At 75.4% G+C, this 13,181-nt stretch carries 8 protein-coding genes; all 8 read right to left on the reverse strand.

What is annotated here, in order from left to right:
- Nucleotides 1-3,252, reverse strand: a 3,252-nt coding sequence (locus tag E4099_RS19260; protein ID WP_135340340.1) for a type I polyketide synthase, incomplete at its 3' end; no start/stop codon positions are given.
- 2 nt (nt 3,253-3,254) lie between these two features.
- Entirely contained in the window at nt 3,255-4,124 is an 870-nt protein-coding gene (locus E4099_RS19265) for an alpha/beta fold hydrolase (protein WP_135340341.1), read from the reverse strand.
- Nucleotides 4,125-4,213: 89 nt separating this feature from the next.
- Nucleotides 4,214-4,549 carry an acyl carrier protein gene (locus E4099_RS19270; protein WP_135340342.1) on the reverse strand — a complete coding sequence of 112 codons (336 nt, stop codon included), beginning with the start codon at nt 4,547-4,549 and terminating at the stop codon, nt 4,214-4,216.
- A gap of 30 nt (nt 4,550-4,579) precedes the next feature.
- The gene (locus E4099_RS19275; RefSeq protein ID WP_135340343.1) at nt 4,580-7,261 is read right to left on the reverse strand and encodes a type I polyketide synthase; all 2,682 of its coding nucleotides are present in this window, start codon (nt 7,259-7,261) and stop codon (nt 4,580-4,582) included.
- A gap of 51 nt (nt 7,262-7,312) precedes the next feature.
- Nucleotides 7,313-8,749 carry an NAD(P)/FAD-dependent oxidoreductase gene (locus E4099_RS19280; RefSeq protein ID WP_135340344.1) on the reverse strand — a complete coding sequence of 479 codons (1,437 nt, stop codon included), beginning with the start codon at nt 8,747-8,749 and terminating at the stop codon, nt 7,313-7,315.
- A 219-nt stretch (nt 8,750-8,968) separates the two neighbouring features.
- The gene (locus E4099_RS19285) at nt 8,969-9,442 is read right to left on the reverse strand and encodes a nuclear transport factor 2 family protein (RefSeq protein WP_135340345.1); all 474 of its coding nucleotides are present in this window, start codon (nt 9,440-9,442) and stop codon (nt 8,969-8,971) included.
- Nucleotides 9,443-9,516: 74 nt separating this feature from the next.
- On the reverse strand, nt 9,517-9,954 hold the full coding sequence (locus E4099_RS19290; protein ID WP_135340346.1) for a nuclear transport factor 2 family protein: 438 nt from the start codon (nt 9,952-9,954) through the stop codon (nt 9,517-9,519).
- Between the two features lie 22 nt (nt 9,955-9,976).
- Nucleotides 9,977-13,181, reverse strand: a 3,205-nt coding sequence (locus tag E4099_RS34860; protein ID WP_135340347.1) for a KR domain-containing protein, incomplete at its 5' end; no start/stop codon positions are given.

Consider the following 13,181-nt stretch of genomic DNA (forward strand, 5'->3'; position numbering starts at 1 on the left):
GTGGGCGGGGTGCGGGCGCTCGTCGAGGGCGAGCAGGCTGAGCACACCGGCCGGGGCCTCCTCGGCGGCCAGCGCGGCCAACCCCCCGGCCAGCTCGGTACGGTCCGGGTCGCGGGTGTCCACGGGGACGGTACGGACCTGGGCGCCGTGCTCGGCCAGCGCCTGGGTGGCCGTCCGCACCGCGGGGTGCTCGTCGTGGCCGGCCGGGCGGAGCAGCAGCCAGCTGCCGCTGAGGGCGGGGGGCGCGGCCTGGGGCAGCGGCTGCCAGCGGATCCGGTAGCGCCAGGACTCCAGGGTGCGCCGCTCGCGGTGGTCCCGGCGCCACCGCGCGAGGATCGGCAGGGCGGGCCGCAGGGCCTGGACCCGGTCGGGGTCGCCGACCAGGTCCAGGGTGCGGGTCAGCGCGTCGAGATCGTGCTCTTCGACCGCGGTCCACAGTTCGGCCTCGGCGGGGTCCTGCCGGTCGTCGGTGCGCACGGCGCGCGGCGGCGGATCCAGCCAGTACCGCTCCCGCTGGAAGGGGTAGGTGGGCAGGGGTACGGTCCGGGGCGCGGGCCTGGCGTCGAACCAGGGCCGCCAGTCCACCGGGACCCCGGCGGTGAACGCCTGGCCCAGTGCCGTGGCGAGCTGCGCCGGGCCGCCCGCGCCGCGCCGCAGCGTCGGTACCGCCACCGCGTCGACCTGCGCCGCCTCACAGCTCTGCTGGAGTGCCGGGATCAGTACGGGGTGCGCGCTGACCTCGATGAACACCCGGTGTCCGGCGGCCAGCAGGGCGTCGACCGCCGTGCTGAGGCATACCGGTCGGCGCAGGTTCGCCAGCCAGTAGTCGGCGTCCAGGGTGCTGGTGTCCAGCGGCCCGCCGGTCACCGTCGAGTAGAAGGCGACCTCGGTGTCGGTCGCGCTCACCCCGGCCAGCCGGTCCAGGACCTCCTCGGCGATCCGGTCGACCTGGGGGCCGTGCGAGGCGTAGTCCACCTCGATGGTCCGGGCCCGCGCGCCGGCGGCCTCGCAGGCGGCGACGGCCGCGGCCACCTGGTCCGGTGGGCCGGAGACCACCGTGGACGAGGGGCTGTTCAGCGCGGCGACCACCACCTCCCGGGCGCGCTCGCCCAGTTCCGTGAGGAGGGTGGCGGCGGTGTCGCGGTCCACGCCGAGCGAGGCCATCGCGCCCAGGCCGGCCAGGGCCCGCAGCGCCCGCGAGCGCAGTGCCACCACCCGGGCGGCGTCCTCCAGGGAGAGGGCGCCGGCCACGCACGCGGCGGCGATCTCACCCTGGGAGTGGCCGACGACGGCGGCGGGCCGGACCCCGTGGTGGGCCCAGACCGCGGCGAGGGCGGTCATCATGGCCCACAGCGCCGGCTGCACCACGTCGACCCGGCCGAGGTCGGCCGCGCCGGGCTCGCCGCGCAGCACCCGGGTCAGCGACCAGTCGGTGTACGGCGCCAGGGCCCGCTCGCAGTCCGCGATCGCGTCGGCGAACACCGGTGAGGCGTCCAGCAGTTCCGCGCCCATGCCGAGCCACTGCGAGCCCTGTCCGGGGAAGACCAGCACCGGTCCGGGGCCGAGCGCGCCGGCCGTGCCGGTCGTCAGTCCCGGCGAGGGGTCGCCCGCGGCCAGGGCGTCCAGACCGGCCAGGAGTTCGGCCGCGTCCCGGCCGGCGACCACGGCCCGGTGCTCGAAGCGCGCGCGGGTGGTCAGCAGCGACCAGGCGACCGCGGCGGGGTCATGGTCGGCGCCGGCCGCCAGGCCGCTCAGCCGGCGGGCCTGCTCGCGCAGCCCGGCCTCGCCGCGGGCCGACAGGATCCACGGCACCACCCGCGGCGGTTCCGCGGGGCGGGCGGTCGGGCGGGGGTCCTCCGCCTCTTCGGGTGCCTGTTCCAGGATCAGGTGCGCGTTGGTGCCGGAGAATCCGAACGCGGAGACGCCGGCCCGCCGGGGCCGCTGGTGCCGGGGCCACGCCACCGGCTCGGTGAGCAGCCGCACCGCCCCGGAACCCCAGTCCACGTGCGGGGTCGGCTCGCCGATGTGCAGTGAGCGCGGCAGCTCCCCGTGGCGCATGGCCATCACCATCTTGATCACCCCGGCCACGCCGGCGGCGATCTGGGTGTGCCCGATGTTGGACTTGACGGAGCCGAGCCACAGCGGGCGGTCCGCCGGGCGGTCCTGGCCGTAGGTGGCCAGCAGCGCCTGGGCCTCGATGGGGTCGCCGAGGCTGGTGCCGGTGCCGTGCGCCTCGACCGCGTCGACGTCCGAGGCGGCGAGCCGGGCGTTGTGCAGCGCCTGCCGGATGACCCGCTGCTGCGCCGGCCCGTTGGGGGCGGTGAGCCCGTTGCTGGCGCCGTCCTCGTTGACCGCGGAGCCCCGCACCACCGCCAGTACCCGGTGCCCGTTGCGCTCGGCGTCCGAGAGGCGCTCCAGCAGCAGCACGCCGACGCCCTCGGCGAGGGTCATGCCGTCGCTGTCGGCGGAGAAGGCCTTGGACCGCCCGTCCGGGGCGAGGGCGCGCAGTTCGCTGAAGCCCACCAGCGGCGCGGGCGAGGACATGATGTAGGCGCCACCCGCCAGCGCCAGGGTGCATTCCCGCTGCCGCAGCGCCTGGCAGGCCAGGTGGATGGCGACCAGCGAGGAGGAGCAGGCGGTGTCCAGGGTCACCGCCGCGCCCTCCAGACCGAGGGTGTACGCGACCCGGCCGGCCACCACGCTGGGCGAGTTGCCGGTGGTCAGGTAGCCCGCGGCTCCCTCGGGCGGTCGGCCCGGGCCGAGCATGTAGTCCAGCCCGTCGCAGCCGAGGAAGGTGGCGGTGGGGCTGCCGCGCAGCGACTGCGGGTCGATGCCGGCGTGTTCGACCGCCTCCCAGGACACCTCCAGGGCCAACCGCTGCTGCGGGGCCATGGTGACCGCCTCGCGCGGGCTGATGCCGAAGAACGCGGCGTCGAAGCGGTCGGCGTCCCGGCAGAAGCCCCCGGTCCGCACATAGCTGGTGCCCGGGTGGTCCGGGTCGGGGTCGTACAGGGCGTCGAGGTCCCAGCCGCGGTCGGTGGGCAGGCCGCCGATGCCCTCCCGGCCCGCGGACACCAGGTCCCACAACTGGTCGGGCGAGGACAGGCCGCCTGGGAGGCGGCAGCCCATGCCCACGATCGCGACGGGTTCGTGGCCGGCCGCCTCGATCTCCTTCAGCCGGCGCTGGGTGTCCCGCAGGTCGGCGGTCACCCGCTTGAGGTAGTCGAGGAGTTTCCGCTCGTCGCCGGCCATGGTCAGGACCGCGCCGGCAGCAGGGGCCCCACGGTGCGGGCCAGGTCGAGCAGGTCGGAGGCGAGCCGCTGGGGGTGCTCGGCGTGCAGGTTGTGGTCGGTGTCCGGGTACCAGCGGGAGTCGGTGCGCGGTATCGCCGCCTCTGCCGTGGCCGCCCAGTGCCGTACCCACCGCGCCCAGGACGGGCTGGCCGCGGGGATGGCGTTCAGCAGCATCACCGGCACCCGGACCCGGGGGTACCAGCGGGCCGGCGGGTCCTCGTAGAGGCTGCGGGCCAGCGAGAGGAAGCGGGCGGTGGGCAGTCGCGGCGCCAGCAGGCCGTCCGGCCCGACCCGCAGGTCGGCCAGGTTCGCCTCGATGGCGGTCGGCGACCAGGTGGGGTGCAGGGCGCGCAGGAAGTCCCGCATGGCCTCCGGGGTGGTCCCGGTGGCATCCGGGCGCCGCCGGGAGACGTGCGCGGCCCAGGTCTCCCAGCTGGCGGTCTCGGTGAGGTCGACCCAGCCGCCGTCCACCAGCGCCAGCCCGGTGACCAGTTCGGCGTGCTCGGCCGCCAGCCGGATCGCGACGTTCCCGCCCCAGGAGTGGCCGGCCAGCAGCACCCCGGTCAGTCCGGCGGCCCGGCACAGGGCGGCCAGGTCGGCGACCGCCGTGGCGTTGTCGTATCCGTCCTCGGGCGCGTCGGAGTCGCCGTGGCCGCGCATGTCGACCGCGTACACCGGGTGGCCGGCGTCCGCGAGCCGGTCGGCGACCTCGTCCCACATCCGGGCGTTCGACCCCAGGCCGTGCACCAGCAGGAACGGCCGGCCACCGGCACCCGGCCGGTGCCGGACGCGCAACGTCACTTCGTCATCTACCGGAACGGACAGATCCATACGGCGGATCCCTCACCTCGACGGGGTTCTGGCGGCTGGGGGGACTCGGGCTCCGGGGGCTCCCGGCGACGGCGGTGCGGCCGGGCGGGCTATCCCGCGGTGCCCTCGCCCTCGTCGAGGTCCGCCTCGTACACCTCCGTGAGGTAGGTGCCGAGCAGCGCGGGCGTGGGGTTCTCGACCACCGCCACCAGCGGGACCTCCAGACCGGTGCCGTTCATCAGGCTCTTGGCCAGTTCCAGGGCGGTCAGCGAGGTCAGCCCGTTGTCCAGGAAGTTGCTCTCCTCTGTCATCTGCGGTCGGGAGAGGATCTCCTGGGCGCGGCCGAGCACCGTCTGCCGCAGCAGCCGGGCGCGTTCCTCCCGGGTCGCGGCCGCCAGGCGGGCGGGCAGTTCGTTGTCCTCAGTGGGCTCTGCGACGGGTTCCATACAGCACCTTCCTCGGGTGTCTCAGGTCTCTCAAAGGGGCTGGTCGTACAGCCAGTAGCGCCGGCGCTGGAAGGGATAGGCCGGCAGCGGCACGGTGCGCGGTGCCGGATCGCCGCCGAACAGGGCGCTCCAGGCGATGGTGGTGCCACTGGCGTGCAGCCGGGCGAGGGCGCGCGGCAGCGTCTGCCCCACCGGATGCCCGGCCGCCGTCAGCGGGAGCGGCAGCGGCGGGGTCCGGTCGGCGGTACGGCCGGGCGGCGTGCCGGTGAGCGCGCGGTCGGAGCCCAGCTCCAGGAGCGCCGCCACCTCGGACCCCGCGGCGGCGAGCACCGCGCCCGCCCGCTCGGCGGGGTCCGTCCGGAGGGCCGGGGCGCACTCGCCCAGCTGCGCCGCCCACTGCTCGGCGGTGCCGATCCGCTCACCGGTGAGTCCGCTGACCGCGGTGACCGGCTGCCGCCCGGCGGCGAGCGCCGCGATCACGGTGTCCGGCGGGTACGGGCCGTCTCCCTCGGCGAGCAGCCGGCAGGCGTCCGGCAGCGCCATGGCACCGGCCGCCACCGCGGCGGCCAGGGCCCCCTCCGGGTAGCAGATCACGACCTGGGGGTGGACGCCGGCCGCGGCGAGCAGCCGCAGCAGGCCGATCCGTACCGCGAACGCCCGGGCGCGGGTGTGTACCGGGTCCTCGGGCAGCCCCGGTTCGGCCGCCGGTCGCAGCGGGTGCTTCAGCTCGGCGTCGAGCAGCCCGGCGACCTCGTCGAACGCGGCGGCGAACACGGGGTAGCGCGCGTGGAGTTCGGCGCCCGGCCCCGGCTGCCGGGGTCGGTGCGCGGGCACCGGGTCACCGGCCGGGACGTCGCCGGTTTCCGCGGCCTCACCGGTTTCCGCGGCCTCACCGGTTTCCCATGTGTCGCCGGTTTCCGCGGCGTCGCCGTTGAAGACCAGGGCGATCGTGCCCAGGCCGGTGCGCACCGCGCCGTCGGACCTGATCAGCCCGGGGTGTTCGGCTCCGGCGGCGAGTGCGTCGAGTCCGGCCAGCAGATCGGCCCGGTCCGCGCCCAGCACGATCGCCCGGTGCTCGAACACCGAGCGGGTGGTGGCCAGTGACCAGCCGATGTCGGCCGGGTCGAGTGCGGGATCGGCGGTCACCCGGTCGGACAGCGCCCGGGCCTGCGCGCGCAGCGCCGCGGCGCCGCGTGCGGAGAGCACCCAGGGCACCAGGGGCGCGGGTCCGCGGCGGACGCCGTCACCGGGCGCGGAAGCGGCTCGGGCACCCGCCGCCGGCTCGCCCGCCTCGGGGGGCTCCTCCAGCACCAGATGGGCGTTGGTGCCGGAGACGCTGAACGCGGACACCCCGCAGCGGCGCGGCCGGGCGCGGCGCGGCCAGTCGGTCCGCTCGGTCAGCAGCCGTACCGCCCCGGAGGACCAGGAGACATGGGGGGCGGGCCGGTCGATGTTCAAGGTGGCGGGCAGCACCCCGTACCGCAGGGCCTGCACCATCTTGATGATCCCCGCCACCCCGGCCGCGGCCTGGGTGTGCCCGAGGTGCGGCTTGCTGCTGCCCAGCAGCACCGGCTGGTCGGCCGGACGCTCCTGGCCGTAGGTGGCCAGCACCGCCTGGGCCTCGATGAGGTCGCCCATCGCGGTGCCCGTGCCATGGCCCTCGACCGCGTCCACCTCGGCCGGTGTCAGCTGGGCGGCGTCCAGGGCGGCGCGGATCACCCGTTGCTGGGAGGGGCCGTTGGGCGCCGCCAGACCGGTGGTGGCGCCGTCCTGGTTGACCGCCGAGCCGCGGATCACCGCCAGGACGCGGCGGCCGTCGCGCTGCGCGTCGGAGAGCCGCTGCAGCAGCAGCATGCCGGCGCCCTCGCCGTAGACCATGCCGTCGGCGTCCGCCGCGAACGGCTTGCAGCGGCCGTCGGCGGCCAGCATCCCGGGGGTGCTCCCGGTCACCGCGATGGTGCCCGGTGTGTAGAACAGGGCGACCCCGCCGGCCAGCGCCAGGGAGCACTCGCGCTGCCGGAGCGCCTGGCAGGCCAGGTGCGCGGCGACCAGGGCCGAGGAGCAGCCGGTGTCCAGCGAGACCGCCGCGCCCTGCAGACCGAGTGTGTAGGCCACCCGGCCGGAGGCGAGGCTGCCCGCGGAGCCGTTGCCGAGGTGGCCCAGGAGGTCCGCCGGTGCCCGGTCCAGCCGGGCGGCGTAGCCATGCGCCGTGGCGCCCGCGTACACACCGGTGTCGCTGCCGCGCAGCCGGTGCGGGTCGATCCCGGCGTGCTCCACGGCCTCCCAGGCGGTCTCCAGCAGCATCCGCTGCTGCGGTTCGGTGGCCAGCGCCTGCGGTGGGCTCATCCCGAAGAACTCGGCGTCGAAGTCGAAGGCGTCCTCGATGAAGCCGCCCCGCTGGGGGTAGGCCGGCTGCCCGTCCTGCCGGTGCTGGTCCTGCTGATCCTGCCCGTCCAGCTGATGGTCCTGCTGTTGGGGGTCCGACTGCCAACCGCGGTCGGTGGGGAAGCCGGTGATGGCGTCGCGGTCGCCGTCCAGCAGCTCCCACAGTTGCTCCGGGGTGCGTACCCCGCCGGCGAAACGGCAGGCCATCCCCACGATCGCGATCGGCTCCCGGTGCGCCGTCTCCGCCTGCCGCAGCCGGGTGCGCGCCTGGTGCAGCTCGGCCGTCGTCCAGCGCAGCGCTTCGACGAGCCGCTGGTCGTTCGCCATCGGACGGGCCTCCCTATCTCCGCGGTCCCGAGGGTCGGTTCGGGCGGCCGGTCAATCGAGGACGCCCCGACCGGCCGGACTGGGCGAGGTGAGCCCCACCAGCTCCAGCTCCCCGGGGCGGAACGGCGGCTCGGCCAGGTCGGGGTGGCTGGTGTCCTTCATGAGCAGCGAGAGGAAGCGGGTGGAGCCCATCGCGGTCTGCGGCGCGTCCAGGCTCAGCACGCTGGTCACGATCTCGCAGACCTGCGGGGAGCGGATCGACTTGTTGGAGATGAAGTCCGAGAACTTGAGCCGCTCGGCGGTGTCCGGGCCGGTCAGCCGGGGATCCTTGGACAGGTTGCGGCAGTTGACGTACGCGATGTCCTTCAGCCCGGCCATGATCCACGGGTCGTCGACGACCTCGCTGAGCGCCCGCTGTATCCGCCGGGTGCCGGCGGAGCCGATACCGGCCCGACGCAGCTCCTGGTCGAGCGCGGCGGCGCCGCGGGCCGCGGCGCTCATCCCGTGTCCGTAGATCGGGTTGAACGCGGCCAGCGAGTCGCCGGTGATCAGCAGCCCTTCGGGCCACTCCGCCATCCGCTCGGGGTACAGGCGCCGGTTCGCGCCCGCGTGGGAGCCGAAGACGGGCCCCAGCGGCTCCGCCACCCCGATCAGGTCGCTGACGATCGGGTGCCGCAGCCGTTGGGCGAAGGAGGCGAAGTCCTCCTCGCGGGTGGGCAGGTCGGCGCCGCGGGTGCAGGACAGGGTCACCATCCACCGGCCGTCCTCCACCGGGTACACCACGCCGAACCGGCCGGGCTGCTTGGTGAGGTGGTCGGCCGCCACGTTGACCGCGGGGAAGCCGGTGGTGGCGCCCTCGGGGGCCTGGTAGAGGCGGGTCGCGTAGGCGATTCCGGCGTCGACCACGTCCTCCGGCACGGCCGGCAGCCCGAGCGCGGACAGCCACGGCCCCAGCCGCGAGGCCCGCCCGGTGGCGTCCACCACCAGGTCCGCCTCCAGCAGCTCCGGCTCGCCGCCGGGCACCTCCCGTACCCGCACCCCGGTGACCCGGGTGCGGTCGCCGACCAGCTCGACGGCCTCGGTGCGCTCCCGCAACTCGATCCGGCCGGCGGCCAGGATCGGTTCGCGGACCACCCAGTCCAGCAGCGGCCGGGTGCACATGACGGCGAACTGGGTGGCCGGGAACCGGTACTGCCAGCCGGACGCGGTCAGCGTCACCAGGTCGCTGTGGAAGCCGATGGACCGGGCACCGGCGGCCAGCAGCCGATCCCCGGTCCCCGGCAGCAGGTCCTCGACGATTCGCGCGCCGCTGGACCACAGGATGTGCACATGGCGCGCCTGCGGCTGGCCCTTGCGGTGCCGCGGCCCGTCCGGCAGGACGTCACGCTCCACCACGGTCACGGACTCCATGTGGCGGGTGAGCACATGGGCGGTCAGCATGCCGGCCCATCCGCCGCCCAGCACGATGGCTCGTGTCGGTCTGGTCATGGCACTCCTGTCCCTGTCGAAACGGGCTCACCCGTACGGGCCGTTCCGCCGCCGCGGCGCGGACGTGCGTCCGCCTCCTGTGCCGGGTGCGCCGGTGCCCCCCGGTCTGCCGTGTCCGCGCCCTTCGCGGGCCGCGGCCACGTCCGTTCGCGGGCCGTCGCCGCGTACGTTCGCGGGCCGCACGCCCGGGAGGTCCACCACGAGGGTGGACCGAGCCGCTTAAGCGGGCCTTGCCGCCGCCTCGGCCGCGTCCGCCCCGCCCGGTGTGCCGGGTGCGGCGTCGGGGCGGCTTCCGACACCGTCCTCGGTCTTGGGCGCCGGCTTCATCGTCATGTCGGTGAGCCCCCAGAACGCCCTGACGTGCGTCCCCCGGCCGTTCTCGTCGAGCTCGGTGATGGCCACGATCCGGAAGACCATCTCCTCCGGCGCGTACAGCCGCACCGTCGCCGGAGTCACCACGTACCGCTCGTCCATCGAGGTCACCGGGCGGCCGGGCTCCTCGTACACCCGGCCCTCCACCGCCCAGAACAGGTGGTTGCGCAGCGCCTCCCTGCCGAGCAGCGGCGGACGTCCCACCGGGTCCTCGAAGACCACGTCCTCCGTGAACAGGTTGACGACGCCCTCCACGTCCCCGCTGTTCAGCAGCCGGGAGTACTCCAGGGGCATCATGCGGCGCGTCGCCTCGTCGGGCATGGCCACCTCCACAGGCAGCACGCTTCCGACGCGGGGTCGGCAGCGTGGATCGACGGATCGGATCAGTGCGCGGGTCAGCCGAGGGTCTCGATGTCGCCCCGCCCCCAGAACGCCTTCATGTCCTCGATCAGGCCGGACTCGCCGACCCGGATCAGCATCATGTACCGGCAGCGCAGGCGCATCGGCTCGGCCCGCTCGGGTGCCGGCAGCCAGCCGCGTTCGACGTACACCGGGCCTCGCGGCCGGTAGTCCATGACCGCGGTCACCGGGGTGAGCACATGCAGGCCGTCCTGCCCGGCGACCGGATCCTCCGCGACCTCGCGCACGTTCCCGGCCATGGCGCTCTCGATGTGTGCGCGCAGTGTGTCGCGTCCGGTTCGCGGGCCCCAGCCGACCGGGTCCTCGAAGGTCGCCTCCGGCGCGTACAGCGCGAGCAGTCCGTCCGCGTCGCCGGCGCTCATCAGGCGGCAGTGTTCCAGCGCCAGCTTCTTGCGGCCCCGTTCGTTGGTCACCGTGTGTCCTCCCGCGCGCTGCTCAGTCGGCCGCGTTCCGGCCGAGGTTCTCGTCGATGAACTGGAGGATCTCGTCAGCCGAGGCCTCCTGGATCCGGTCGACCACCGCGCTGTCCGCCGGGCCGCCGACGTCCGGGCCGTCCACGCCGTCCACGCCGTCCAGACGTGCCGTGAGCAGCCGCAGCCGGTTGGCGAGCGCCGTGCGCGCCGCGCCGTCCTGTGGAACGGCGAGCAGGCCGCGCTCCAGCCGGTCGATGTCGTCCAGCAGCGGAGCGAGCGCATCGGTCTGCGAGGGGGCGAGTTCGGCCAGCAGGTACCCGGCGAGGCTGTCCGGGCTGGGGTGGTCGAAGACCACGGTCGCCGGCAGCCGCAGCCCGGTCGCGGAGCCGAGCCGGTTCCGCAGCTCGACGGCGGTCAGCGAGTCGATGCCGATCTCCAGGAAGCCGCGTTCCGGTTCGATCCGGCTGGGGTCGGACTGCCCGAGTACGGCAGCGGCCTGCACCCGTACCAGGTTGAGCAGGGTACGGCGCTGCTCGGCCGCTGGGAGCCCGGTGAGCTGGTCGGTCCAGCCGGCGGACGGGGCCCCGGCGACGGCGGTCCGGGCCGCCGCCCGGACGGGGACCAGCGCCCGCAGCACCGCGGGCAGGGCGTCCGCCGGGCGGGTGGACAGCACCCGGCCGTCCAGCCTGGCGGCGACCAGATGCCCGGTGCGCTGCCCGACCACCGCCTCGAACAGCGCCGGCAACCGGCCGGGCCCCAGCACCCGCACACCCGCGCCGGCGCCATGGGTGCCGGTGTCGGTGGCTGTGTTGGTGCCGGTGCTGGTGTTCGTACGGGTGTGGGTGTCGGTGTCGATGCCGGCGCTCGTACCGGTGTGGGTGCCGGGGTCGGTGGCTGCGTTCGTACCGGTGTCGGTGCCGGGGTCGGTGCCTGTACCGTTCGCGGCCTTCGTGCCAGTGGCGGAGTCCGTATCGGTGCCGGCGCTCGGGCGATCCCCGTCCGGGGAGCCGGCCGCTGCCCAGGGTCCCCACGAGACGGAGGTTCCCGGCAGGCCCGCGGCCCGGCGCGCGGCGACCAGAGCGGCGCAGAACGCGTCCGCTGCCGCCTCTCCCGGCGCACCGGCGCCTCCCAGCACGGCCTGGGCCGAGGAGAAGACCAGGAACATGCCCAGGGGCAACCCTGCGGTGGCGGAATGCAGTTGCCAGGCGCCGGCCGCCCGGGCCCAGCCGGCCGCGAGCCCGCTCTCCTCCCGGGGGGTGCCCATCGCATGGACGACACCGGTCAGCGGATGTGCCGGATCGATCCCCGCCACCAGTCGCTCGACCGCGGCGGCATCGGTGACATCGACGGCCGCCACATCGACACGGGCGCCAGCGTCCTTGAGCCGCTCCACGAGCCGTTCGGCACCGGGAGTCCGGCCGCCCCGCCGGCCGGCCAGCAGCAGGTTCCTGGCCCGCCCGGTACGCACCAGGTGCTCGGCGACCAGGCCGCCCAGCGTGCCGGTGCCGCCGGTGACCAGCACCGTGCCGTCCGGGTCCAGGGCCGCCGCCGTACCGTCCTGCCCCGGGCCCCGCTCCTCGTCCTGCCGCCGGGCGCCGGCCCGTACCAGTCGCGGGGCGAGAACCCGGGCCGCCCGGACCGCCATCTCCGGTTCACCGGAGTCCGCCGCCTGCCGCAGCACCGTGACGGCGTCCGCTTCGGTCCCGGGCCGGGGATCGAGGTCCAGCAGGGTGAAGCGACCGGGGTGCCCGGCCTGGAGGGCGCGCAGGGCTCCGCGAGCCGCGGCGGCATCCGCCCGTACGCCCTCCCCCAGGAGCTCCCCGGTACGTCCGTCGGGTCCGTCGGGGCACAGGGCGGCTCCGCGGGTGACGACCACCAGACGGGCACCCGCAAGCCCAGGCCGTGCCAACCAGTCCTCAGCGAGGTCCAGCGCGCGGCGAACGGCCGTCAGCCCGTCGTCGGCGCCGGCGGTCCCGTCATCGCCTGCCGTATCGGTGAGGCCGGGCATGGCGGTCAGTACGACGGCGGGGGCAGGGGTTCCCCCGTCGATCGCGGCCCCCAGGGCGTCCAGGTCCGGCCACCGGTGGACACCCGGCAGGCTCTCCAGGCCGGGCGGCTCGGACCCCACCATGGCCCAGTCCCCGGTGTCCTGAGGCGTCGCCTCTCCTCCAAGCGCCCCGGGGTCCCGCGGCGGCAGCCAGTCCAGGACGTACAGTCCGCGTGTGCCGCGGTCCGTACCGGCATCCCACTGCCGTCCGCCGACCGGTCGCATCACCACCGATGCCGCGTCGAGGACCGGGGTGCCCACCGCGTCCGCCACGGCTATCCGCAGCCGCTCTCCGGTGCCGTCCGCGTCGTTCTCCGCGGCGAGCCGCACCCGGATGGTGGCCGCGCCGGTGGCGTGCAGCGACACACCGGTCCAGGCGAAGGGCAACCGGACCTGCCCATCGGACGCTGTCGTGGCCGGGGCACCGTCCGGCCGGGGTTGCCCGTCGCCGTCGCCGCCGAGCAGCAGCAGCGGATGCAGCGCCGCGTCGAGCAGTGCGGGATGGATGCCGAAGTCACCGGTCGGCTTCCCGGCCGCCTCGGGCAACGCCACTTCGGCGAACAGATGCCGCCCGTCCGACCATGCCGCCCGCAGTCCCCGGAACGCAGGCCCGTAGCGGAAGCCGGTCGCGGCCGCGCGGTCGTAGCACCCCGTCACATCGAGCGGTTCGGCACCGGCTGGCGGCCACTGCCCCGCCAGACTCGTCGGCGCCGCCTCGCGCGGACTCACCGTCCCGGTGGCGTGGCAGACCCACGCGTCCTCGCCCTCGATGGCGTCGTCCTCGGGCTGGGAGTACACCGCCAGCTCGCGTCGCTCGTCGGGCCCCGGGGCTCCGATCGTCACCTGTACGCGGCGTGCGTCATCCTCGTCCAGTACGACCGGTGTCTGCAGCACCAGCTCCTCGATCGTCGAGCAGCCCACCTCGTCGGCGGCCCGCAGCGCCCACTCCATCACCATCGCGGCGGGCAGCAGGACCGCACCGCCGACCTCGTGATCGCCCAGCCAGCCGGCCCGGTTCGCTGCGGGCAGCCGACCGGTCAGGATCCGCCCTCCGTCGGCCGTGCCGATCGCCGCCGACAGCACCCCGTGCGCCACGGGGCGCATCCCGGCCGACACCACGTCGCCCCGCTCACGCACCGGGGACGGCCAGTAGTGCTGGCGTTGGAAGGCGTAGGTGGGG

It is taken from the genome of Streptomyces palmae (assembly GCF_004684805.1).
Classification (GTDB): domain Bacteria; phylum Actinomycetota; class Actinomycetes; order Streptomycetales; family Streptomycetaceae; genus Streptomyces; species Streptomyces palmae.